Origin of the sequence: Burkholderia sp. Bp9099, from assembly GCF_003857805.1 — a bacterium.
Classification (GTDB): Bacteria; Pseudomonadota; Gammaproteobacteria; order Burkholderiales; family Burkholderiaceae; genus Burkholderia.
This window is the reverse complement of the sequence record NZ_QTPU01000002.1, coordinates 1-24,202: the sequence shown is the minus strand read 5'-3', so window position 1 is coordinate 24,202 and position 24,202 is coordinate 1. Positions and strand designations below refer to the sequence as shown.

The 24,202-nt window shown below is 68.0% G+C and carries 21 protein-coding genes; 9 read left to right on the top strand and 12 right to left on the bottom strand.

The features are described from left to right. Positions 1 to 120 precede the first annotated feature (120 nt). The 3 genes from moaA to DIE17_RS01815 all read left to right on the top strand — a co-directional run bounded on the left by moaA (position 121) and on the right by DIE17_RS01815 (position 2,167). Positions 121 to 1,239, top strand: a complete 1,119-nt coding sequence (gene moaA / locus DIE17_RS01825; protein ID WP_124521805.1) for a GTP 3',8-cyclase MoaA — start codon at positions 121 to 123, stop codon at positions 1,237 to 1,239. Between the two features lie 45 nt (positions 1,240 to 1,284). Beyond that, positions 1,285 to 1,848 (top strand): molybdenum cofactor biosynthesis protein MoaE, encoded by a 564-nt coding sequence (locus tag DIE17_RS01820; protein ID WP_124521648.1) that lies wholly within the window; start codon positions 1,285 to 1,287, stop codon positions 1,846 to 1,848. Positions 1,849 to 1,909: 61 nt separating this feature from the next. Beyond that, the gene (locus DIE17_RS01815) at positions 1,910 to 2,167 is read left to right on the top strand and encodes a MoaD/ThiS family protein (RefSeq protein WP_044848136.1); all 258 of its coding nucleotides are present in this window, start codon (positions 1,910 to 1,912) and stop codon (positions 2,165 to 2,167) included. A 391-nt stretch (positions 2,168 to 2,558) separates the two neighbouring features. Here the strand turns inward: DIE17_RS01815 and DIE17_RS01805 are convergent, their stop codons facing one another. Beyond that, entirely contained in the window at positions 2,559 to 2,939 is a 381-nt protein-coding gene (locus DIE17_RS01805; protein WP_044848135.1) for a nucleotide pyrophosphohydrolase, read from the bottom strand. Positions 2,940 to 3,422: 483 nt separating this feature from the next. Here DIE17_RS01805 and acnB point away from each other — a divergent pair, with 483 nt between their 5' ends. Further along, positions 3,423 to 6,008: a bifunctional aconitate hydratase 2/2-methylisocitrate dehydratase gene (acnB, locus tag DIE17_RS01800; protein ID WP_124521645.1), complete on the top strand. Its 2,586-nt coding sequence runs from the start codon at positions 3,423 to 3,425 to the stop codon at positions 6,006 to 6,008. A gap of 133 nt (positions 6,009 to 6,141) precedes the next feature. Here the strand turns inward: acnB and DIE17_RS01795 are convergent, their stop codons facing one another. Next, the gene (locus DIE17_RS01795) at positions 6,142 to 7,065 is read right to left on the bottom strand and encodes a LysR family transcriptional regulator (protein WP_124521643.1); all 924 of its coding nucleotides are present in this window, start codon (positions 7,063 to 7,065) and stop codon (positions 6,142 to 6,144) included. Positions 7,066 to 7,132: 67 nt separating this feature from the next. Between DIE17_RS01795 and DIE17_RS01790 the strand changes: the two genes are divergently transcribed. After that, positions 7,133 to 7,750 (top strand): LysE family translocator, encoded by a 618-nt coding sequence (locus DIE17_RS01790; protein ID WP_124521641.1) that lies wholly within the window; start codon positions 7,133 to 7,135, stop codon positions 7,748 to 7,750. 86 nt (positions 7,751 to 7,836) lie between these two features. Here the strand turns inward: DIE17_RS01790 and DIE17_RS01785 are convergent, their stop codons facing one another. Then, a complete protein-coding gene (locus DIE17_RS01785) occupies positions 7,837 to 9,261 on the bottom strand; it encodes a PLP-dependent aminotransferase family protein (protein ID WP_044848131.1) in 1,425 nt (474 codons plus the stop codon). 748 nt (positions 9,262 to 10,009) lie between these two features. Beyond that, positions 10,010 to 11,422: a PLP-dependent aminotransferase family protein gene (locus DIE17_RS01780; RefSeq protein ID WP_044848130.1), complete on the bottom strand. Its 1,413-nt coding sequence runs from the start codon at positions 11,420 to 11,422 to the stop codon at positions 10,010 to 10,012. A 231-nt stretch (positions 11,423 to 11,653) separates the two neighbouring features. Here DIE17_RS01780 and DIE17_RS01775 point away from each other — a divergent pair, with 231 nt between their 5' ends. Together DIE17_RS01775 and DIE17_RS01770 are read left to right on the top strand one after the other, a co-directional pair. Beyond that, positions 11,654 to 12,883 (top strand): FAD-binding oxidoreductase, encoded by a 1,230-nt coding sequence (locus tag DIE17_RS01775; RefSeq protein ID WP_124485748.1) that lies wholly within the window; start codon positions 11,654 to 11,656, stop codon positions 12,881 to 12,883. A gap of 36 nt (positions 12,884 to 12,919) precedes the next feature. Continuing rightward, positions 12,920 to 14,071, top strand: coding sequence for a branched-chain amino acid ABC transporter substrate-binding protein (locus DIE17_RS01770; RefSeq protein ID WP_124521804.1), 1,152 nt, complete (start codon positions 12,920 to 12,922; stop codon positions 14,069 to 14,071). 30 nt (positions 14,072 to 14,101) lie between these two features. On the opposite strand, the gene DIE17_RS01765 is transcribed toward DIE17_RS01770, so the two are convergent. The 5 genes from DIE17_RS01765 to DIE17_RS01745 form a co-directional block, all read right to left on the bottom strand. Beyond that, complete coding sequence (locus DIE17_RS01765; protein WP_124521638.1) at positions 14,102 to 15,022, bottom strand: hypothetical protein; 921 nt, start codon at positions 15,020 to 15,022, stop codon at positions 14,102 to 14,104. 59 nt (positions 15,023 to 15,081) lie between these two features. Further along, positions 15,082 to 15,405 (bottom strand): TfoX/Sxy family protein, encoded by a 324-nt coding sequence (locus DIE17_RS01760; RefSeq protein WP_044848126.1) that lies wholly within the window; start codon positions 15,403 to 15,405, stop codon positions 15,082 to 15,084. A 107-nt stretch (positions 15,406 to 15,512) separates the two neighbouring features. After that, complete coding sequence (locus tag DIE17_RS01755; protein WP_124521636.1) at positions 15,513 to 17,249, bottom strand: site-specific integrase; 1,737 nt, start codon at positions 17,247 to 17,249, stop codon at positions 15,513 to 15,515. Between the two features lie 149 nt (positions 17,250 to 17,398). Next, positions 17,399 to 17,590, bottom strand: a complete 192-nt coding sequence (locus DIE17_RS01750; protein WP_124485744.1) for a DUF2964 family protein — start codon at positions 17,588 to 17,590, stop codon at positions 17,399 to 17,401. 12 nt (positions 17,591 to 17,602) lie between these two features. Then, positions 17,603 to 18,082 (bottom strand): universal stress protein, encoded by a 480-nt coding sequence (locus DIE17_RS01745; RefSeq protein WP_124485743.1) that lies wholly within the window; start codon positions 18,080 to 18,082, stop codon positions 17,603 to 17,605. A 265-nt stretch (positions 18,083 to 18,347) separates the two neighbouring features. Between DIE17_RS01745 and DIE17_RS01740 the strand changes: the two genes are divergently transcribed. Further along, the gene (locus tag DIE17_RS01740) at positions 18,348 to 19,109 is read left to right on the top strand and encodes a 2-keto-4-pentenoate hydratase (RefSeq protein ID WP_124521803.1); all 762 of its coding nucleotides are present in this window, start codon (positions 18,348 to 18,350) and stop codon (positions 19,107 to 19,109) included. A gap of 134 nt (positions 19,110 to 19,243) precedes the next feature. After that, on the top strand, positions 19,244 to 20,650 hold the full coding sequence (locus DIE17_RS01735) for a 3-deoxy-D-arabino-heptulosonate 7-phosphate synthase (protein ID WP_124521802.1): 1,407 nt from the start codon (positions 19,244 to 19,246) through the stop codon (positions 20,648 to 20,650). Positions 20,651 to 20,721: 71 nt separating this feature from the next. On the opposite strand, the gene DIE17_RS01730 is transcribed toward DIE17_RS01735, so the two are convergent. The 3 genes from DIE17_RS01730 to DIE17_RS01720 form a co-directional block, all read right to left on the bottom strand. Continuing rightward, a complete protein-coding gene (locus tag DIE17_RS01730) occupies positions 20,722 to 21,777 on the bottom strand; it encodes a helix-turn-helix domain-containing protein (protein WP_124521801.1) in 1,056 nt (351 codons plus the stop codon). Positions 21,778 to 21,916: 139 nt separating this feature from the next. Continuing rightward, the gene (locus tag DIE17_RS01725; protein ID WP_044848119.1) at positions 21,917 to 22,243 is read right to left on the bottom strand and encodes a hypothetical protein; all 327 of its coding nucleotides are present in this window, start codon (positions 22,241 to 22,243) and stop codon (positions 21,917 to 21,919) included. 31 nt (positions 22,244 to 22,274) lie between these two features. After that, entirely contained in the window at positions 22,275 to 23,792 is a 1,518-nt protein-coding gene (locus DIE17_RS01720; RefSeq protein ID WP_124521799.1) for a hypothetical protein, read from the bottom strand. Between the last annotated feature and the right edge of the window lie 410 nt (positions 23,793 to 24,202).

The following is a 24,202-nucleotide window of genomic DNA, read 5'->3' as shown; positions in this document are numbered from 1 at the left end:
GGGATTGTGTCCCTGTCGGAAAAATCCGGCGGACTATCCTCACGAAGAGGCTCGTCACGACCCGTGCGCCGACACGTCGGCACACAGGCGGCCGACCGGCGACGCCGTTCCGCTCACTTCATGCAGGTCGAAAAACCGATCGTGAATGCCATCGCTCCCGCACCGGCCGCCACTGCATCCGGCGGCGCATCGCCCGGCGCCTTCCCCCGCCCGCTCGACACGCTCGCGCGGCCGCTGCGCGATCTGCGGCTGTCCGTCATCGACCAGTGCAACTTCCGCTGCGGCTATTGCATGCCGCGCGACAGCTTCGGGCCCGACTATGCGTTCATGCCGTCGTCCGAGCGGCTGTCGTTCGCGCAACTGGAGAAGATCGCGCGCGCGTTCGTCTCGCTCGGCGTCGAGAAGATCCGCCTCACCGGCGGCGAGCCGCTGCTGCGCCGCAATCTCGAAGCGCTGATCGAACGGCTCGCGACGCTGACGACCGCCGACGGCAAGCCCATCGAAATCGCGCTGACGACCAACGGTTCGCTGCTCGCCGCGAAGGCACGCACGCTGCGCGATGCGGGCCTGTCGCGCGTGACCGTGAGCCTCGACGCGATCGACGATGCCGTGTTCCGCCGGATGACCGATACCGACGTGCCGGTCGCGCGCGTGCTGGCCGGCATCGAGGCTGCGCAGGCGGCCGGGCTCGCGCCCGTGAAGGTCAACGCCGTGATCGAGCGCGGCGCCAACGACGACCAGATCCTGCCGCTCGTGCGCCACTTCCGTCATAGCGGCGTGGCCGTGCGCTTCATCGAATACATGGACGTCGGCGGCGCGAGCGCGTGGTCCGGCGACAAGGTCGTGCCGGCCGCGCGGATGCGCGAACGCATCGACGCGAGTTATCCGCTCGTGCTCGTCGGCGAACCGGGCCACGACGCCACCGCCATCCGCTGCCGGCACATCGACGGCGCGGGCGAGGTCGGCTTCATCGCGAGCGTGTCGCATCCGTTCTGCGGCACGTGCTCGCGCGCCCGCGTGTCGGCCGACGGCCAGCTCTATACGTGCCTGTTCGCGATGCAGGGCACCGACCTGCGGCCGTGGCTCGACGACGGCGCATCGGTCGACCACCTCGCCGACGCCGTGCGTGCGCGATGGACGCGGCGCGACGACCGCTATTCCGAGCGGCGCGCCACGCGTGCGGCCCGGCCGTCGGGCAAGACCTATCCGACCGTGCGCATGTCGCTCGTCGGCGGCTGACGGCTGCCGCGCGCGGCGGCGCGCACCGCTTACTGGAGAACCGTCATGACGAGTTTCACCGAATCCCGTGCCGCGTCACCCGACGATCCGTCGCGTGACGCCGCCCATGCCGAACCCGCCGAGCCGCACGCCGAGCCGCCGCCGGCGATTGCCGCCGGCTTCGAGGTGCGTGTGCAGTACGCGGCGATCGACGCCGGCACCGAGATCGCACCGATCGTTCGGAATCCGAATGTCGGCGCGGTCGTGAATTTCCTCGGTGTCGTGCGCAACGAGGGCGACGTCGACGACGTGATCGCGCTCGAAGTCGAACACTATCCGACGATGACCGAGCAGGCGCTCTGGAGCATCGTCGAGGAAGCCAGCGCGCGCTGGCGGCTCGAAGCGGTCAGGATCGTGCATCGCGTCGGGCGCATTCCGCTCGGCCAGCCGGTCGTGATCGTCGTGGTGGCCGCCGCGCATCGTGCGTCGGCATTCGATGCGTGTGAATTCATCATGGACTTCCTGAAGACGCATGCGCCGTTCTGGAAGAAGGAGATCCGGCACGACGGCGTGGCCGGCTGGGTCGAGCCGAAGGTGCACGACGATCAGGCGATGCGGCGATGGGGTTGAGCGTGCCGGTCAATGCGTTGCCGATTCCGCCCATTCCGCCGATTTCGCCCGGGACATTTCAATGAAACTGACGATCAAATACTTTGCGAGCATTCGCGAACAGCTGCATATCGATCAGGAAGTCGTCGAGATCGATGCGCACGAGGTCACCGTCGACGCGCTGCGCGGCACGCTCGCCGCACGCGACGCGCGCAGCGGCGAAGCGTTGCGGATGGACCGGCCCGTGCGGGCGGCCGTGAATCTCGAGATGGTGACCGGGGGATTCGTCGTGCGGGAGGATAGCGAGGTGGCGTTCTTTCCGCCGGTGACGGGCGGGTGATCCGTTCGCATCGGGCGGCGACCGGCGGGCTTAGGCTGCCCGATGCCTGACTGGCGGCTAGACGAGCTCGCGAAGAAAATCCGGGACGGGTGGTCGATCGACGTCGGGTAGCCGGCCGGCGCGCCGGCCACTTTCCGCACGGCCGGACGCGCGGGCATCCGTTCGCGCCGGGCGAGCCGGTTCGGTGTTTCGGCCGTCGTCGGCGCGCCCTTGCGCGTGCCGAACAACGGCGTCATGTAGAACGCGATGCGCGCGTACGAAAAGGCTGCATCCAGCCCCCAAATTGGGGTCGACTACATTTCCGGTCGCAACGAAGTTGTCATGAACCCCGCCCGAGAAACAGACAAATGGATCATCAAGCCACGCGACTTGCCGTGACCTGCATCCAGCCTCATTTCTCCTGATTTTTATATTCAGAGTATTTTCGCGAGTCGCCCCTCACTCTGTCAGCCGGATACTTTGCCCGGTTGAGCTCCATCTTCTCAAGCACCGCCTGAAAAAGATCGACATCCATCTTGTCCGCGAGGCGAACCAGATACACCAATACGTCGGCCATCTCGTGACGAACGGCCGTCAGGTTGGCTTCGCCAAGTTCGCTCTTGTCGCCCGAAACGAGCCATTGAAACGGCTCCAGCAATTCACTCGCTTCGATGCTGAGCGCTGTCGCCAGGTTCTTCGGCGTGTGGAATTTGTCCCAGTCGCGCTCGTCGACAAACTGGCGGACGAGTTCGCGCAGTTCCACCAGATCATTCCGTAACTCAGACTTTTCCACGTAGCGACTCCTGGTGCATATCCAAAATCTATCGATGCCTTCGACGGCATGCGGGCATGAGAAATCCGCCCTTCGGCCTGCAAGTACAGCTCCCGCGCACGGACAGACCCGAATGATATAGGAGCTGGAAGCTGCCACGGCAAGCGTCGCACCAAGGGCAAGCGAAATGCCGTCCCGCCGTCAGGGCATCGTAGCGACGGCCCAAATTCACGATCGCGCCCCTGCGTCGAACCGTCCCGCTCCGGCCCACGCAGTTCGCGATTTTCCGCCCGCTTCGCATCCAGCTTCGATGCGCCCCGCCGGAGACCCGGCAAGACGGCTCACCCGCCACGCGCCGCAACTCTTATATAAGACATAAGACATTTGACGCCTGACCATATTGCGACTAGAATCCCGTCCAAGCAGTGAAGCAGTATCCGGAACAGCAGCCTCGGCGTGCCTGGAAAGCCCTTCCCCTGAAACGCAATCTCAGCAGGTCCCCCCATGCTTGAAAACTTTCGTGCTCACGTGGCCGCCCGCGCCGCGCTCGGTATTCCCCCCCTGCCGCTGACGGCCCAGCAAACCGCCGAACTGGTGGAACTGCTGGCGCACCCGCCCGCAGGCGAAGAGCAGACGCTGCTCGACCTGATCACCCACCGCGTGCCCGCCGGCGTCGACGAAGCCGCGCGCGTGAAGGCCGGCTTCCTGGCCGCCGTCGCGAAGGGCGAGACGGCCTGCCCGCTGATCTCGCGCGAGCGCGCGACCGAGCTGCTCGGCACGATGCTCGGCGGCTACAACATCCAGCCGCTGATCGAGCTGCTGTCCGACGAAGCGGTCGCGGCCGTCGCTGCCGACGCGCTGAAGAAAACCCTGCTGATGTTCGACCAGTTCCATGACGTGAAGGAACTCGCCGACCAGGGCAACGCGCACGCGAAGGCCGTGCTGCAGAGCTGGGCCGACGCCGAATGGTTCACGAGCCGTCCGGAAGTGCCGGAAAGCCTGACCATCACGGTGTTCAAGGTCACGGGCGAAACCAACACCGACGACCTGTCGCCGGCCCCGGACGCCACCACCCGCCCGGACATCCCGATGCACGCGCTGGCGATGCTGAAGAACGCGCGCCCCGGCATCACGCCGGAAGAAGACGGCAAGCGCGGCCCGGTCAAGTTCATCGAATCGCTGAAGGAAAAGGGTCACCTGGTCGCCTACGTCGGCGACGTGGTCGGCACCGGCTCCTCGCGCAAGTCGGCCACCAACTCGGTGCTGTGGTTCACCGGCGAAGACATCCCGTTCGTCCCGAACAAGCGCTTCGGCGGCGTGTGCCTCGGCGGCAAGATCGCCCCAATCTTCTACAACACGATGGAAGACGCCGGCGCGCTGCCGATCGAACTCGACGTGTCGCAGATGAACATGGGCGACGTGGTCGAACTGCGCCCGTACGAAGGCAAGGCGCTGAAGGACGGCAACGTGATCGCCGAATTCCAGGTCAAGTCCGACGTGCTGTTCGACGAAGTGCGCGCCGGCGGCCGCATTCCGCTGATCATCGGCCGCGGCCTGACCGCGAAGGCGCGTGAAGCGCTGGGCCTCGCCCCGTCGACGCTGTTCCGCCTGCCGCACCAGCCGGCCGACAGCGGCAAGGGCTTCTCGCTCGCGCAGAAGATGGTCGGCCGCGCATGCGGTTTGCCGGAAGGCCAGGGCGTACGCCCGGGCACGTACTGCGAACCGAAGATGACCTCGGTCGGCTCGCAGGACACCACGGGCCCGATGACCCGCGACGAACTGAAGGATCTGGCGTGCCTCGGCTTCTCGGCCGACCTCGTGATGCAGTCGTTCTGCCACACCGCCGCTTATCCGAAGCCCGTCGACGTGAAGACGCACCAGACGCTGCCGAACTTCATCAGCACCCGTGGCGGCATCGCGCTGCGTCCGGGCGACGGCGTGATCCACTCGTGGCTGAACCGCATGCTGCTGCCCGACACCGTCGGCACCGGCGGCGACTCGCACACGCGCTTCCCGATCGGCATCAGCTTCCCGGCAGGCTCGGGCCTGGTCGCGTTCGCGGCTGCCACCGGCACGATGCCGCTCGACATGCCGGAGTCGGTGCTCGTCCGCTTCAAGGGCAAGATGCAGCCGGGCGTCACGCTGCGTGACCTCGTCAACGCGATTCCGCTGTACGCGATCAAGCAGGGCATGCTGACGGTCGCCAAGCAAGGCAAGAAGAACATCTTCTCGGGCCGCATCCTCGAAATCGAAGGCCTGCCCGACCTGAAGGTCGAGCAAGCGTTCGAGCTGTCGGATGCGTCGGCAGAGCGTTCGGCCGCCGGTTGCACGGTGCGCCTGAACAAGGAACCGATCATCGAATACCTGAACAGCAATATCACGCTGCTGAAGTGGATGATTGCGCAGGGCTACCAGGATCCGCGCAGCCTGCAGCGCCGTATCGCGGCGATGGAGCAATGGCTGGCCGACCCGCAACTGCTCGCGCCGGATGCCGACGCCGAATACGCGGCCGTCATCGAGATCGACCTCGCCGACATCCACGAGCCGATCGTCGCATGCCCGAACGACCCGGACGACGTGAAGACGCTGTCCGACGTGGCTGGCGCCAAGATCGACGAAGTGTTCATCGGCTCGTGCATGACCAACATCGGTCACTTCCGTGCCGCGTCGAAGCTGCTGGAGGGCAAGCGCGACATCCCGGTCAAGCTGTGGGTCGCGCCGCCGACCAAGATGGACCAGAAGCAGCTGACGGAAGAAGGTCACTACGGCGTGTTCGGCACGGCCGGCGCACGCACCGAAATGCCGGGCTGCTCGCTGTGCATGGGTAACCAGGCACAGGTGCGCGAAGGCGCGACGGTGATGTCGACGTCGACCCGCAACTTCCCGAACCGCCTGGGCAAGAACACGAACGTGTACCTCGGCTCGGCGGAGCTGGCGGCGATCTGCTCGCGTCTGGGCAAGATCCCGACCAAGGAAGAGTACATGGCCGACATGGGCGTGCTCACGGCAAACGGCGACAAGATCTACCAGTACATGAACTTCGACCAGATCGAAGACTTCAAGGAAGTCGCCGACACCGTGCAGATCTAAGCATGCTGTCGCGCTGCGGCGGGTGATGCCCGTCGTGGCGATACGCAATGGCGCCGCGGGCTGAATGGCCGCGGCGCCATTTTTTTTGGATTTTTGAATGTCGCCGGCGCTATAAAACGGTCCGGCTCACACGTCAGGCCATCGCCTTCAGCCAGCCGAGCAGATCCGACTGCGCGCTTCCGTCCTTCACGGGCTCCGGCGTCAGCAGGCAATAGTGCGAGCCGTCCTCGACGAAACCCATCGGCGCGACCAGCACGCCGCTTTCGAGGTCGTCGCGAACGAGATGCCACGGCCCGATCGCGACACCCAGCCCCGCGACGGCCGCCTGAAGGCTGAAATAGAAATGGTCGAACATCTGCCCGCGTTCGCTTCCCGCCGGCTGATGCGCGGCCGCCGCCCAATCCTTCCACGCGTCCGGCCGCGTCCGGGTATGCAGTCGCGGCGCGCCCCGCTTCAACGCGCGGTCATGCCGACTGCCTGAAAACCACGCATCGACCTTGTCGGGCCGGCACACGGGACCGACCTTCTCCGCGAACAGTCGCTCCGCGTGATAGCCGGCGGGCCACGCAAAGTCATTGCGGCGAATCGCCATGTCGATGCCGTTGTCGAACGAGAACGGGCCGCCCGCCGCGGCGAGATGGATATCGACGCCCGCGTAAGCCGCCTGGAAATCCGGCCAGCGCGGAATCAGCCAGCGCATCAGCAGCGTCGGTTCGCACGACAGCACCCAACGCTGCGCGCGGGCCGCCTCGGTCCGCAATTCATGCGCGGCCTGTTTCATCAGATGCAGGCCGTCATGGACGGCCTGCGCCAGCTTGCGGCCCGCGTCGGTCAGGAAGACCCGACGACTGCGCCGCTCGAACAACGCCACACCGAGATCGTCTTCGAGCAGACGCACCGCGCGACTGACGGCGCCGTGCGTCAGATGCAGTTCATCGGCGGCGCGGCTGAAATGCTCATGGCGCGCCGCCGCCTCGAAGCAGCGCAGGGCCATCAACGACGGCAGATTGGCTCTAATTTCATGTGAGTCAAACTCACCATCCTGGTCAGAAAACATCGCTTTTCCTCGCGAATCGTGATCCCTAATATTCGCTCATCACGATGAATTTCAAAAGGACGAAGCAATGACGGAATGGATAGTCGTAGTCACCATCACGCTGCTGGCCGTCGTCAGCCCCGGGCCGGATTTCGCGATGGTCACACGCAACAGCCTGATGCTGTCGCGCCGCTCGGGCCTGCTCACCGCGTGGGGAATCGGCTTGGGTGTGACGGTTCACGTGAGCTACACGCTGCTCGGCGTCGGCCTCCTGATCCGCCAGTCGCTGTGGCTCTTCAATGCCGTGAAGCTCGTCGGCGCGCTCTACCTGATCTACCTCGGCGTGAAGATGCTCGCGGCCAAACCCGTGGACGGCCGCCCCGCGACGCAGGCCGCGCCCCTGTCGGATCTGGCGGCGCTGCGCACCGGCTTTCTGACGAACGCGCTGAATCCGAAAACCACCGTGTTCATCGTCAGCCTGTTCATGCAGGCGGTCCGCCCCGACACGCCATTACCGGTGCAGATCGGCTACGGCCTGTTCATCGCGCTGGCGCACGCGGGCTGGTTCAGTCTCGTGGCGCTCTGTTTCTCCGCCGACGCCGTCCGCGATCGCTTGCTGTCCTTGCGTCACTGGATCGATCGCACGTTTGGCGTGTTGCTCGTCGGCTTTGGCGTGATGCTGGCCATCGCGCGCGGCAGCCGCTGATCGCCGCACGCCGACGCCCGGGCGCGCATCAGCCCGGATATCGGCATCGAGCGAGCCGGCGCATGCGACGCGCACCGGCCTTCGACTCACCGCATGCACGACGCCGCGAGCTTGCCGACCGCGATCACCGCCTGCTCGATCTCCGGCGACCACGGGCTGCTGTAGTTCAGCCGGATGAAGTTCCGGTAGTTGTCGGTGATCGAGAACATGTAACCCGGACCGATCGTGATCCCCTGCTCCAGCGCGAGCTGGTATAGCCGCATCGCATCGACCTGCGCCGGCAACTCGACCCACAGCACGTAGCCGCCCGCCGGGCTCGAGATGCGCGTGCCTTCCGGGAAGAACCGCGACACCATCGCGCGCATCAGGTTCGCCTGCTGCGCATACGCCTTGCGCAGGCGCCGCAGGTGATGCTCGTAACCGTCGCGTTCGAGAAACTCGGCGATCGCCAGCTGCGGCAGCGACGGCGTCGCCAGCGTGTTCAGGAACTTCAGCTTCTCGACCTGATCGCGATACCGGCCCGGCAACGCCCAGCCGATCCGGTACGCGGCCGTCAGGCTCTTCGAGAACGACGCGCAGTGCAGCACGATCCCGCTGCGGTCGTAGGACTTCAGCGTGCTCGGATGCGACTCGCCGAAATACAGTTCGTTATACACACCGTTCTCGATGATCGGCATGTCTATTTTAGTTGCGAACTCAACCAGTTCGCGCTTGCGCTCGTCGGGCATCTGGAAGCCGAGCGGATTCTGGAAGTTCGGCATCACCATGCACGCGGCGATCGGCTGAGACTTCGCGATCGCCGCCAGCGCCGCGATGTCGATTCCGTATTCCGGATGCGTCGCCACCTCGATCGCCTTCATCCCCATCCGTTCGATCGCGTGCAGCATCGCGTAGAACGTCGGCGATTCCACCGCGATCGTGTCGCCCGGTTTCGCGACCGCCTGCAGGCACAGGTTGATCGCCTCCGTCGCGCCGACCGTCACGATGATCTCGTTCGGGTCGACCGACATCCCGTTTTCCAGGTAGCGTCGTGCGATCTGCCGGATCAGGCGCGGATGGCCCGGCGGCAGCCCGTCGGTCACGCCCCACAGCGACTTGTCGCGGCCGGCGGCGTACGCGTAGCGGTTCAGCTTCTCGAACGGGAACAGGCTCGGGTCCGGATACGGCGAGCCGAGCGGCACCGCGTCGTCGGTACCGATCGAGCGCAGCGTCGACAGCACGAGCCGGCTCATGTCCACCGACGACGAGATCGCGATCGGCTTCGACGGGCGCAGTTCGCGCACCGGCGCATGGTTGTCGTCGCGCCGCAGGTTCACGAAGTAGCCCGACTGCGGGCGGCTTTCCAGCAGCCCGCGGCTTTCGAGCAGCAGGTACGCGTGCAGCACGGTCGTGATGCTGATCCGGTGCTGCTGGCTCGCCTGCCGCACCGACGGAATCCGGTCGCCGTGCCGGTACACGCCCTGGCGGATCAGGCGTTCGATGTCGTCCGCGAGTTTTTCGTAGAGCTTCATCGCATGCTCCCCGCCGGCGCGCGCATGCGCGCCGCCCCTCCGTGCGCGTCCGATGCGCGCGTGTTCTGCCCGCCGACCGGGCTGTCGTGATGCCTGACTGCTTCCTCCGGTTTTGCCTTTTCCATCGCCGTGGCTCGCTTTTGAAGATGCGCCGGGCGGCCCGTGACGTCTGGGCTTGCGGCACTGTGCACTTGATGATCGAATCTTAAAAGCAGAACAGTTGGCGCGGAGTACACACATCGGATACGCACACAAGAGTACAGTTCGGCGCGAATTGGCGATTTCTAGCGAACTGTACGTCTTATGAATTGGGCGCAGAGGCTGGGAAATTGATGCGGTGGCTGGGGATTCGAGAGCGGTACCGTGCGATCGCGCAGTTCGCGGTTGCGTCCGCGGCATCCTGCGATGCAGTCCGGGCCCGGCAGGAATGGGTCGCGCCGACCCGCGATCGTCCCGTCGTGAAAATCACGCCAGAACGCCGCGGCGATTGGCACGCGCGTGAGCGCGTGTCTCCATGGTCGAGGAATCGGGCCCGGACGAGGTGCGGTCGCGCTCCGGTGAGAACACGGCATGCGGGCCGTTCGCCGACGCCCGGCGTGAGGATCACCATCGGCTGGCCCGATACAGGCAGCGAACCGTCAGCCGCCAGCCGCTGCACGCGATATCGCGCGCTGCGTGACGGCACAGCGCCGCTGCCGCGGCGGATCGTCGAAGTCGTTGCGGGTTGGCTCGGCGCGAACGGCGCGCGTCAGATCGACCCGAACAGCGCGCGCGGCCGGTCCTTCAGCGTGCCGGCCAGAATCCGCAGCCCGTTCACGAGTTCGTCGCGGGTCGCCGGACACGCGAGATTGATGCGCACGCCGTGCTCGATTTCCGCGCGATCGACCGCGAACGTCGACGACGGCATCACGATCACGCCGCGCGCCTTCGCGTTCGCGGCGAAGTCGTCGGCCCGCCACGGCGGCGGCAGCCGCAGCCACACGAACATGCATGCGGGATCCGACTTCAGGTGACCGGCCGGCAGCAGTTCCCGCGCCAGATCGACGCGCGCACGGATCTCCGCCAGCTGCGCGCTCATGATCCGCTCGGCGGTGCCGTTCTCGATCCACACCGTCGCGATCAGCATCGACGTCGGCGCGGGCATCCACGCGGTGGTGCGCACGGCTTCCGCGCACAGCGCGACGCTGTCGCGCGGGCAGCTCAGGTAGCCGAGGCGCAGCCCGGGCGCGAGGATCTTCGACGTCGCGCCGATATGGAACGTGAGCTCGGGACACAAGCCCGCGATCGCCGGCAGCCGGTCGCGCACGAGCGGCCCGTACACGTCGTCCTCGATGATCGTCACGTGATGGCGACGCGCGACGTCGACGAGCGCCATGCGGCGCGCGAGGCTCATCGTCGTCACGGTCGGGTTCTGCAGGTTCGGCACGACGAAGATCGCCTTGACGGGCATGCGCTGGCAGATCCGCTCGATCTCGTCGGGCAGCAGGCCGTCGTCGTCGGCCGGCGCGCTGACGATCTCGAACTGGAACACCGGCGCGAGCGCCTTCAGGCCGTAATACGTGAGCCGGTCGGCGACGATCACGCCGTCGGTGCCGATCAGGCTGTTCAGCACCGCATAAAGCCCGTGCTGCGCGCCGCTCGTGACGACCACCTGGTCGCGCGACGGCGTGAAGCCCGGCGCGGCCAGCCACTGCGCGCCCGCGGCGCGCGCCCAGTCGGGGCCCTGCGGCGGCTGGTATTCCTGCAGCGAAGCGAACCGCGGATCGGCCGGCAGCGTGCCGAACGTCTGCGCGAGGCACGCCAGAAACTCGCCGGTCGCCGGCCTGTTCACCGTCAGGTCGATCACCCCGTTGCCCGCCGCGAGCGACGCGCGGGCCGGCTCGATGCTCGGCATCGCGCCGCCGGTGACGAGCGACCCGCGCCGCTTGCTGCCGATCACGAGGCCGCGCAGCTGCAGCTCCTTGTACGCGCGCGACACGGTCGACACGTTGATGCCGAGCTCCGTCGCGAGCTGGCGCTGCGGCGGCAGGCGGCTGCCCGGCGGGTACATGCCGTTGCGGATTTCCGCCTCGATCGAGCTCGATACCTCGACATAGGTCGGCCGCTTCGCCTGCGCCGGCGCGTCGCCGTCGCGCTCACCGGAAAATTTGTCTGCTGCCATTCGTCGCCTGTATCCACACAAAAAGCGTTTGTCTGCCGTTCAAGCCTGCCCAGCGATTGTATATGACATCCCCTTCCGGTCAAACGTCAGCCGAAAGGTCAGTCAAAACAGTGACTTGAAATCGGGTAAACGCTAGCGCCATACAATCGCTTTTTGATTGCACACAAAAAATTACTGTGTGATTCTTTATCCCATCTTTGTGTGAATCACGCGTGCCGGAGGAGAGGCGACATGGCGAACATCGCCATCGTGGGTGCAGGTTTCATCGGACTCGGCGCGGCGGCCTGGCTGCAGCGCGACGGGCACCGCGTCACGCTGTTCGATCCGGCCGGCGTCGGCCATGGCGCATCATTCGGCAACGCCGCGACGTTCGCGCCGTATGGCTGCGTGCCCGTCAACGGCCCGTCCGTGTTCCGCGACATGCCGCACTTCCTGTTCGGCGCCGACAGCCCGCTGCGCATCCGCTGGCCTTACCTGCTGCGCGGCGCGCCGTGGCTCGCACGGTTCCTGGTCGCGTCGACGCCCGCGCATCACGCGCGCAGCGCGAGCGCGCTGGCCGCGCTGCTGACGCGCGCCGCCGACGGCTATGCGCCGTTGCTCGCGCCGTCGCGGCTCGCGGCATTCGTGCGGCCGCGCGAATGCCTGTATCTGTACGCACGGCAGGCGTCGTTCGACGCCGCGCAGCCGTCGCTCGCGCTGCGGCGCCGGCTCGGCGTGCCGTTCGACACGCTCGACGCGGACGCGATCCGCCGGCTCGAGCCCGCGCTCGCGCCGATCTTCACGCGCGGCGTGCTGTTCCACGGGAGCTGGCATTTCTCCGATCCCTGCGGGTTCCTCGACGAACTGTTCGCGCACCTGGCAACCGGCGGCGCGACGCTCGAACGCGCGCAGGTCGAACGGATCGAGCCCGTCGGCGACGGCGTGAGCCTGCATGCGGGCGGCACCGTGCGCCGCTTCGATCATGTGGTGATTGCCGCCGGCGCCCGCTCGCGCGCATTCGCCGCCGCGTGCGGCGACGCCGTACCGCTCGACACCGAGCGCGGCTACCACGTGCAGTTCGCCGCGCACGAGCAGATCGTTACGCGGCCGGTCGGCTGGGCCGAGCGCGGGTTCTACATGACGCCGCTCGACGAAGGATTGCGCGCGGCCGGCACCGTCGAACTCGGCGGCTTCGACGCCGGCATGAACCGCTCGCTGGTCGCGCTGCTCACCCGCTCCGCGCGCGAGGCATTGCCATCGCTCGGCGCGCCGACGCGCAGCTGGCTCGGCTTTCGGCCCACGCTGCCGGACGGCGTGCCCGTGATCGGCCGCGCGCGGCGCAGCGAGCGCGTGATCCACGCGTTCGGCCACCAGCATCTCGGCGTCACGCTCGCCGGCATCACCGGGCGGATCGTCGCCGATCTCGTCGCGCAACGCGCGCCGCCGCTGGATCTCACCCCATACCGGGCCGCGCGATTCTGACGCGCGCCGCCACTTCCACCACTGCAAGGAGGCATCATGAATCGTCGTAACTGGCTGGCATGGCTGGCCGTCTGCTCGATCGGCACGGTCACCGCGTCCGCGCAGGCCGCGGACCCGGAAACCGTCAAGATCGGCTTCGCCGGCCCGCTGACGGGCCCGGTCGCGCGCGTCGGCAAGGACCTGCAATACGGCGCGCAGCTCGCGCTCGACGAGGAGAACGCGAAACACCCGACCATCGGCGGCAAGCCCGTGCGCTTCGTGCTCGACGTGCAGGACGACCAGGCCGATCCGCGCATCGCGATCCAGGTCGGGCAGAAGCTCGTCGACGACGGCGTGGTCGGCGTGGTCGGCCACTACAACTCGGGCTGCAGCATCCCCGCGTCGGCCGTCTACCGGCAGGCGAACGTCGCGATGATCACGCCCGGCTCGACCAACCCGCAACTGACGATGCAGGGCTTCAAGAACGTGTTCCGCACGATGGGGCACGACGGCGTCGGCGGCGTGGTCGCCGGACGCTTCGCGGTCGAGCAGCTGAAGGCCAAGCGGATCGGCATCATCGATGACCGCACCGCATTCGGCCAGGGGCTCGCGGACGCATTCGAGAAAGGCGTGAAGGACGCGCACGGCACCATCGTCGGCCGCGAATACACGAACGACAAGGCGGTCGATTTCCGCGGCATCCTGACCACGATGAAGAGCAACAACATCGACCTGCTGTTCTTCGGCGGCCTCGACGAACAGGGCGCGATGCTCGTCAAGCAGATGCGCTCGCTCGGCATCCGCGCGCAGCTGTTCGGCGCCGGCGCGCTGAAAAGCAATGCGTTCCTGAAGATCGCCGGCAATGCGGGCGAAGGTACGCAGGATCTCGAACCGGGGCCGGCGCTCGACAAGCTGCCGTCGGCGATCGCGTTCGCGCAGCGCTACAAGGCGCGCTTCAACCAGGACGTCGAGCTGTATGCGCCGTTTGCGTACGACGCGACGCTCGCGATGATCGCGGCGATCCGCAAGGCCGACTCGGTCGACCGCAGCAAGATCGTCGCGAGCCTGCCGGGCGTGTCGGTCACGGGCGTGACCGGGAAGATCTCGTTCGACGAGCGCGGCGACCTGATCAAGCCGCCCTACACGCTGTTCCGCGTCGAACAGGGGCAGTGGCACAGCATTCGCACGGTCGGCGGCGCGTCGAACTGATCGACGCCGAGCAGCGCGCGGCAGGCGGCGTCATCGCGCCGTCTGCTGCCGCTGCACCTCCTGCGCCTTCATCTGCAGATACGCGCCGCGCTCGACTTCGTGCAGTTGCTGCGGATACTGCTCGGTCGCGTCGAACCAGCGCGCGAGGCGCTGGTCGAGCGGCTTGTCGAGCGTCGCGAGATAGGTGTCGATCGCGAGGTAGTAGCGCATCGTGTTGCGCTCCAGCAAGCCGCGCACGCCGCCGATGTATTGCGGCTGCGCAGCCGATGCGCCGCTCGCGGCCGTGAACCCGACCTTGTCGCTGCCGACCGTCGCGAGGTAGGTCTTCATCGCCATGCGGCCGACCGTGCCGAAGCCGTACGAATACGTGAGGTGCAGGAACGTGCGCGACGCGCCGACCGGCACGGCCTCCAGCGCGATCCGGTAATCCTTCGTGCCCATCGGGCCGCTGTCGGCGGTCAGGTCGACCTGGAAGTAGTCGGGCGTCGCGGCGGCCACGCGGTAGCGGAACTGCACGCGGTAGGTGTCCGACAGCTTCTGCTCGATCTTGCGGCCGAGGTTCACGTCGAGCACCGGACCGTTGCCGCCGGTCGACGCGTGACAGTACTTCGTGTTCAGGTGCAGGATCAGCACCGCGCACCAGTTCGCGGGGCCCTGCGCGGGATCGTTCAGCTTGCCGTTGACGACGGCGAACGGATAGTCGACGACCGCGTAGATATCGCCCTTCAGCGATGACGATGCCTCGGACGATTCGAGGTACAGCGGGCGGTGGAACGGGTTGTTCTTCAGTTGCTCGCCGAGGCTGTGGTAACGGTCGAGCAGGGCCGCCGCGCCTTCGGCGCCATCCGCGCCGAACGACAGCGCGCTCCAGCCGACGCATAGCGCCGCGACGAGCGCGTGCCAGGCGCGGCGGGCGTAGCGCGGGGCTTGCGGGTATGTGGATGTCTCCATTCTTGTGCTCCAGCGGGGGCGCGGGGGAAGCGCGCATGGTTCACAGAATACGCCGACCGCTATCGGCTCCGCTTCACCGGCACCGGCAGTTGCGCGGCCGTGATCCGGATCAGCGTCGACAGCCATTCGCGGTCGTCCCAGCGCTCTCCTCCAATGACGAGATGCGGCTTCGCCGACGGATACGGCGGACCTTCCTCGCACGCACCGAGAAACGCACGCCCGTCGGGCGTCGGCTTGACGAACAACCGGTCGTCGCACACCAGCGCGACCATCTTGCCGTCGCAGTAGATGCCGTATTCGCCGAACATCTTGCGGGCCGACACGGCGCCCGCCGCAGCCATCTGCTCGACGATGAAATCGACGGTTCCCTGACTCGATGCCATTCATGCGCTCCGTGATCGAATAACCGTTCTGACCGTCACCGATGCGGTGTCGTTCCGTTCAATCGTCGCGCAATCGCTCGTGCACCGTGCTCCCCCTGCTCCCCAGCTCATTTGTCAGCCGAAAACGCACTCGACATCTGCCGCGCCCGCTTCACGTCGTCCCCATGCAGATAGATCGACGTCGTCGAGATCGACGCATGCCGCAGGTTGTCGCGCACCGTCGTCAGCTCCGCGCCGCGCGCGAGCGCATGCGTCGCGTGCGTATGGCGCATCCAGTGCGGGCTGGCCTGCCGCAGCTTCTGCGCGAGCGCAGGCTTGTCGTCATCGACCAGCGCGGCCGTCTGCGCGAAGAACCGCTGCATCACCTTCCACAGCCGCACGCTCGTGATGCCGGCCGCGCCGTCTTCCGCGAGGCTCGGAATCAGCGGCGTATCCGGCCGCCAGCGCGCCGGCGTCACCGGCAGCCGCCGCGCGACCAGATGCCGGTCGAGCGCCGTGCGCGCGAGCGGCGGCAGCGCGACACGCGCGGCCTTGCTGCCTTTGCCGATCACCTTCAGCCATGCATCGCCGTGCGCGTCCGTTTCGATGTCGCCGAGCGTCGCGCCGACCAGCTCGCTCGCACGCAGCCCGGTCGCATAGCCGAAATCGAGGATGAAGCGCAGCCGTTGCGCGGCGGCCGGCGTCCAGCCGGACCGCGGCGCGCCGGAGGGTTTGTCCTTGCGGAACTCGAGCCCGTCCGCGATCGTGCGCACGAGCAGCCACTCGCCTTCGGTGAACGCATGCGACGTGTCGAGCGCATTCGCGCCGCGCGTGTCGCGCACCTTGACGCCCGCGAACGGATTCGCGAGCAGGTAGCGCTGCTCGATCAGCCAGCGGAACAGCGCGCCGAGCACCGACAGCGTGTACGCGGCCGAGCGCGCGGACAGCCCGCCCGAAAACGGCCGCCAGTCCGGCGCGCCGCGCGGCCGCACCGGCCCGACCCAGCGCTCGTGCGGCGCCGGGTTGCGCAGGAACGCGCGATACGCGACCGCATCCTCGGTGGTCAGCGACGACAGCGCGCGCCCGCGCTCGACGATCGCCCACAGGATCAGCCGCTCGGCTTCCTTCCGGTACGCGCGGCGCGTCGCGGCCGATTCGTGCAGCGACAGCCACGCGTGCACGGCCGCGTAATCGTTGTCCGCGTCGAGCGTGCTGGTTGCGCGCGGGGCGCGGAACGTGCCGTTCGATCCGTCGACTTCGTGCGGCAGCTTCAGCTGCTCCCACGGCACGATGCCGCTGCGCGGCGTGGCCGCGATCAGCGCGCGCGCCCGCTCGGTCAGGTCGGGATGCGCGGAAAAGAACGCCTCGATATGCCGCGCGCTCGCCATGCCGAGCCCCGCGATCGCGCGCCACCACTGACGCCGCCGCGGAATCCGCACGGTCAGGTCGGCCAGCGTCGCGATCCCGTGCGCACGCAGCGCGACGACGGCGCGCGCCGGCAGCCACAAGCCGACGTCGTCGCTGATCTGCGGCACCGGCGCGCGCGCATGGCGCAGCACGCCGATCGCATCGGTCGCGGCCTTCGCCATCCGGATGCGCGCGCTGTCGGCATGACCGAGCTGCTCCGCGAGGTCGGGTCGCCCGGCCTGCCGCGCGACGCGCACGAGGCCGCGACGAATCCCGCCGATCACGCCGCGCGCCGACCGCCCGTCGCCAAGACGATCGGGCAGATAGCGCTCGACGGCCTGACGCACGGTCATGCCCGCATACCACGCACGCAGCGCGGCCAGTTCGTCGGCATCGGGAAAGCCTGCGGGCGCAGGCGCGGAATCGGAGGAAGGCGGTGAGGCGAGGCGCGGTGTCATGGGCGCCAGTTTGACAGAACTGCCGACGCTCGAAAACGCCTCGAGCGCTGCGAGACACGCGCGCGATGCCGGGGTTTACGGCTTCGCGCGGGAACGGTCAGCCTGTCACAGGCATGCGCCGCATGGGCACAACCGACGCCGGCCGCGCGTCACCCCTCGCCCTTCGGCCCCGGGTTGAGCATCACGACAAAGCACGCCACGCCGACGATCAACGCGATCGCACCGCCGCGCAGCGCGATCGTCGTGTCGAACAGCAGCCCGGTCACGACGGCCATCATCCCCGCAAGCGACACGAACACGGCGATCGCCGCGACGACGATCCGGTACTGGCGACGTATCATCGCGCGCTCGCGTCAGGCTGCCGCGGCGGACGCCGGCTCGCCGGCATCGTCGCCGCGAATCAGCAGCACCGGGCACTTCGCGCCGCGCACGAAGCGCTCGGCGACGCTCCCGAGCAGCACGCGCCGGATGCCGCGCCGCCCGTGCGTGCCGACCACCGCGAGATCGATCCCACGCTCCGTCACGTAACGCTGCAGGCGTTCCGCGACGTCCTCGCCGATGCTCTCGGTTTCGACGAGCTCGCCCTCGCCCTTCGCGCCGGCCAGCGCGATGATCTGTTCGGCTTCACGCAGCACCTTGCGCCCGTCGTCGCGGATTTCCTCGATGAGCGCGTGCGGGTCGAAACGGCCCGCGTACGTGAACAGCACCGACTTGTCGACCACATAGACGGCGCTGACGTGCGTGTCGCCCGCCAGTGCCACCTTCACTGCCTCGGCAAGCGCCTGTTTCGACGAAGCGCTGCCGTCGACGGCCACCATGATCTTCTTGTACATGCGAACCTCGCTGGGGTGAGTTGCCGGGCGCGGTCGCGCGCGGCCATGTGCCCATCATCGGCGGACGGCCGGTTCGAAGGTTGACGGCGATCAAGATTCCCCGAAAGCGGGTCGTGCGGCAAAGCGCCACGCGGAGCAGCCGGGGCGCCGTCCCGGTGGCCGAACCGTGCTGCCGAGCGGCCATGCCGCCGAAGGCGCTATCATCGACGTTACGACCTTCGTCCGGCCCTTTTTTGCCGGCCCACTTTCAACTCGCTCAACCGACATGACAACGACTACCGAACGCGTGGACGGCGCCGCCCAGCATCTCGTCGCCGCCCGCCATGCCGGCGTGCCCGGCCCGCTGCTGCCCGACGCCTTGCGCCCCGAGAACGTCGATACCGCACTCGCGATCCAGCATCGCGTCGCCGACCTGCTCGGCGAATCCATCGGCGGATGGAAATGCGCGCTGCCGCCGCCCGACCGCGTGATCGTCGCGCCGATCTTCGCGTCGACGATCCGCGCGGCCGATGCGCCGTACCGCGTCGTCGGCGGCCCGATCGTGCGGATCGAGCCGGAAATCGCGTTCGTGCTCGATCGCGACCTGCCCGCCCGCGCGCAGCCGTACGACGAGCACGACGTGCGCGGCGCGATCCGCGAAGTGCGCATCGTGCTCGAGGTGCTGGGTTGCCGCTATGCGGAGCCCGCACGCGCATCGAAGTTCGAACTGCTTGCCGACGGGCAGTTCAACCAGGGATTGTGCGTGGGTCCCGTCGTGCCCGACGGATTGAACGTGCCGCTCGAGACGCTCGCGCTGTCGTTCGAGGGTGCGCTGAATCGCACGATCGACGGCCGTCATCCGGACGGCGATCCGCTCAAGCCGCTGGTATGGCTGGTCAATTTCCTCGCATCGCGCGGCGCCGGCGCGCAGGCCGGCCAGATCGTGACGACCGGTTCGTATGCGGGTGCGATCGACGTGCCGCTCGGCGATGCGCTGACGGTGCGCTTCGGCGAACTCGGCAGCCTGTCGGTGACGCTGACGGCTTGACGGGCTGACGGCCTGACGTTCAGCGGCGGGGGCGGCTCGCGACGAACGCGGCGCCCGCCCCGCCTGCCGACGCTGCGTGATACCGTTGCACAACGCCCGTCACGCTTGAACCGCGTGCCTTTCCGTCATTCGCCATGCCGCCGACACCGTTGCCCGCCCTGCTGGACGAAGTCCTGCGCACCGTCGATCGCCGCTACCGGTTGCCGCCGCTCGTGCGCGCGCCGTCGCTGGCCGACGCCGCGAACCCGGCCGTCGTCATCGCCGTCGCGATCGAGGAAGCGCGCCGGATGCAGGCCGACGGCCGCACGCCCGACCCCGCATTGCAACGCCGCTTCATCGATGCGCTCGCGCGGATGATCGGCGACGCGATGGACCCGCAAACCGGCGACCCCGCCTTCCAGGCCGCGGTGCTTCGGCATCGCGCGGCGGCCGTGCGCGAATACGCATCGCTCGCCGCGCATGCCGAGCAGGACCGGCGCGCGCTGCGCTCGGCCGTCAACACGATCGCGCATCCGGCCCGGCTCGAACGGCATGCGCAGGCATGGCAACGCGAGCCGCTCGCGCGGCTGCATGCGGCTGCGGCCGGCGCGTCGTGGGACGATCTCGACGCCGCGCTGCGGCAGCTGCTCGCGCGGCCGGAGATGGCGACCGACACCGCGTTCGAACAGGACGTCGCCAGACTGAAGGACAGCGCCGCGCTCGCCCGGCTGCGGCGTCTCGATGCGCTGGCGCCGGATCCGGACGTCCGGCAGTACCGCACGCTGTGGAGCCGCCAGGGTCCGCTCGAAGGCAGCGCGCTCGCCGTCGCGCAAGGTGTCACGTCGCAACAGCGGGGCGCGGCCGTCGAGGCGCTGGCCGCGCAGGCGCTCGACGCCCTGGCCGCGCAGCTCGACGCGAGCGATGCGCAGCGCACGTATCGCGTGGTCACGTCGATGCGCGTGCCGGCCTCGATACCGGCCAAGCACGACCGCGCGAAAACCGAGTGGGATGCGGTGCTGCTCGGGCGCGCGCGCGGCGACGATCCGTCGGCCGCGTGGCACGTCGTATTTCTCGTCGAAGCGAAAGCGTCCGCGGATGCCGCGACGACCGATCTGCCGCGCCTGCTGCGCGGCCTGAGCCTGCTCGCGCAAGCCGATCCGGACACCGTCTATGCGTTCGACACGCGCGAAGGCACGGTACGCCTGCACGGCGCGTCGCTGCGCGCGCTGACGATCGACGACGCGGCCTTGCAGCGCGAAGTGCTGTACTGCTGCGATGCGTCGGCAGACCCGGCGCCACGCCTGCTGGGTGCCGCGAGCCGGATGCAGTTGCTGTCGGCGCCGGCGAGCCTCGAATACGCGAGCGCGCTCGCGCAATGCACGGATGCCGATCCGCACGGCCTCGGCGCCGTCTGGCAAGCGCTGCTGGAACTGCCGTCATGGCGCACGGTGCTGCATCAGTACGAATCGCTGCGGCAGGTTCGGGCGCTGATGGTGAGCGTCGACGATCTGATGGCCGCGATCGAAGGCGACCTGGGCGACAGCGCTGCGAACGAGGCGTGACGTGCGAGCGCGAATGGAACGAATGGAACGAATGGCGCGACTTCCGCGTTGAATCGTCACGCGTCATTTGCTCAGTTGTTCAGCACCCCGAACGGTAGCGTCCACCCCTTCAGTCGCCCGCCGTCTCCCCAGCGGCTTTCATCGTCCGCGCCGAACGGCAGCAGAACCGGCGCCGCCGCGCATGCCGGCGTTTCCTTCGGCGTATGGCCGAACTCGGCCTTGAACAGCCGATGGAAGTACTTCTCGTCCGGAAAGCCGTGCGCCCATGCAATCTCCGCGATGCGCTGGTGCCGGCGCTGCGGATCGCCGAGCACGTGGTACGCGTGACGCAGCCGCCTGCGCGTGAGCTGCCGCATCACGCCGCCCTCTTCCTTGAACAGCTGATAAAGCCGCGCCCGCGACACGCCGATGTCCCGGCAGATCCGCTCGGGTGCGAGGTCGGGCTCCAGCAGGTGCGCGTCGATATAGCGCCGCACGCGCTCGATCAGCGCGGTGTCGATCGGGCTGCGCGCCTCGTCGAACGCCTGTGCGCTCGGGGCGACGGCCGCGCTCATGAGCAGCAGCAACGATTGCACGACGCTCGGCAATTCGTGCGTGCGCAGGTTCGGCAGGTTGCGGTGCAGCGACAGCATCTGGTCGCCGAGCAGCCGCCCGACACCGCTCGCCAGCGTCTGCCCGTGCGCGTTCGCCGCATGGGCCGGCAGCAGATAGCGCGGCACCACGAGGCTGATCACGTCGCCGGCCTCGACCCGGCAATCGTTGACCTGCGCGACGTCATAGACGAACAGGTCGCCCGCGCGCTTGACCAGCTCCGGCCCGCCGGTGCGGCACGTGAGGTGCCCGCCCAGCAGCAGCGTGAAGCGGATCGAATCCTGGCCGTCGAGCCGGATCCGCCGCGTCGTGCGGTGCACCGAGTAGGTCGGCGCGCGCGACCGCCAGCGCCGGCTCGAGAAGATCAGCGGGCCGAGCGCCGCGCCGGTCGCTTCCGCGTTGAACGCGCCGTAGCCGCCGACGTCGTCCAGCCGGTAGTCGCAGAGCATGTCCTTGACCCACACGTGGAATCGGTCCCGCACCGGATAGTCGGTGGTACGAAACTTGAAGACGGGGATGGCATCCGCTTGATCCATGGCAGTTTTCATTCGAGCCGACAGGAAAGGAAGGGATCGGTTCGTCGATTATCGGACCAAAATGCGGCGGTGGACAGCGGGTTCGTCGCAGTGCCCGCCGCGCCGTCGATCGACAGGCGCGCGGCGGGCAGCGCGGGCGTCAGCGACGCGGATGGCATTCCCAGTCGTTGTACGTCGGCCGGTCGATCGGCGTGAGACCGGGAATCATGAACACGGTGCAGGTGAAGCGCCGTCCCTTGCCGGTGGTCGCGTCGTAACTCACCTGCTGGCCGCCGAGCCCGTTCTTCTTCCCGTACTGCACGTTGGCGATCGTGATTTCGTCCGACGACGCAAGGCCGATCGTCTTCGCGGTCGATGTCTGCACGTCGGTCATGTTCATCTGCGTCGTGCCGCAACCGGCCAGCGCGAGGCCGGCGGCCGCGGCGCCCAGCGCGGTCCGTACGGTGCAAAGCAAGGTCTTCTTCATGGCTTCTCCTTCGGTTTCCCGTGCAACGCGATCACGAGCCCGGGGTATAGAAACTGGACTGCAGCTGGCTGCCGATACTCGCGACGTACGATTGCCAGAGGAGTGCCATCGACCCCGTCGCGTTGACGGCCAGCGCCGGCCACGATGCGCTCTGTGGCGCCACCGTCGACGCGCTCCACGCCCCGTCCCGGTAGCGGGCCGCGATGACGGCCGACGCGCCCGGCAAGCCCGTGTCCTGCCATGCGACCGTCACGTGGCCCGCCGCGTCGATCACCAGCGGCGGGTACTGGGCGGCCGCCCCGTTCAGGTGTTCCGTCAGCCGCTGCAGCGGCCCCCAGTTTCCGCTGGCATCGGACACGCTCGCCTGCAGCACCGCGCCGCCCTCCGCCCACATCACGGCCGCGATGCCGTTGTCGTTGACGGTCAGCATCGGCGTCGCGATGAAGCCGGTCGGCTCCGTGATCGCCGGCGCCACCGGTGCGGCCGGCTGCCACCTGGTGCCGGCGACGAAGCGTTGCGCCATCGTGGTCGTCTCGAGATGCCCGCCGGTCACATCGAGCTGCCCCCACACCAGCGTGATGTTGCCCTTCGCGTCCATGCCGGCCGCCGGCGAGATGATCGTCGTAAACAGGCTCGTGTTCGACACGGCCTGGTTGACGTCGGTCCAGCCGTTGGTCGGGTCGTACGTGGCCGTCCACAGCGCCGAATGCGTATGGTTGGTCTGCCGCCACGCGAGCACCGCGCGGCCGGACGACAGGACCGACATCATCGGCCTCACGTTGTCCGTATCGCCGGTCACCGCACCCGGCCCGGTCTGCACCGGCATCTGGATCAGCGCCGTGGGCGACCACTGTCCCGCCTGCGTATAACGCGTCCAGGCGATGCGCGTATCGAGCAGGCTGATCGACTGCGTCCAGGCGACGAGCGCGTTGCCCTGGCTGTCGATCCCGGCCGTATAGGACGAACCGCTCATGTCCGCTGCCAGTTCGGACGCCGTGCCCCAGCCGGCGCCCGGGCTGTACGGGCGCGCCCACAATGCGTACGTGTTGGGGCCCGGCATCCATTCGGTCCAGAACGCGACCGCCTGGCCGCTCGCATTGCCGACCAGCAGCGGCAGAACGCCGGTCAACCCGTTCATCGAATGCGTACCGTCGCTCGTGTCGAGCCGCGTCGCGCTTTGCCAGCCCGAACCGGGGACATAGCGCGCGCCCCACATTTCGTTGCCGTACGGACTGGCCGGGTCGACGGTCATCCAGGTGGCGAGTGCATTGCCGCTCGCGTCGATCGTCACGCTCGGGTCGCCTTCCCGCCCCTTGCCGTCCACCGCGACGGCCATCGACCAGCCGGCCTGCGGCTGCGTGGTTCCGCCGCCGGTCGGCCCGCCATTCGAGCCGCCGTTCGAGCCGCCGCCGGGCGATGTCGTGCCGGAAGGTGATCCGGGAGAGGTCGGTGTCGACTGCGACGCACCGCTCTTGGTCGAGACGTCGTCGCCGCCGCATGCGGTCAACGCGAGAACGACGGCCATGGCCGTCCAGGTAACGGGTTTCATCACAATCCTCTTGTTCTGGATTGACGGCATGTGCTTGCCCGTGCAGCAGGTCGAACCTGCCGCGCATATTGATAAGCAGTGCCATTCAATGGATATGGAATGCCGCGCTTTCGTCGAGCCTCGCCCGGTTCGATCGCACGGACGGCCTTTGCTTCCGGTACGGACGACGGCTTGCGTACTGCCTCTGTCGCCCAGCGCCGGACACCCCGAAGTGCCGGCTGCATCTTAATTCATACGATCCGGAATCAAGGTGGGGTTGCGTCTACAGTGAGTGGAGATGCATTTCGCCGGGCATTGGCACGCGCATGAGCCGGTGATGCGCGGATGCGGATTGCCGCGCCAGCCGCCAGCCGCCAGCCGCGGGGTGCGGGGTGCGGGGTGCGGGGTGCGGGGTGCGGGGTGCGGGGTGC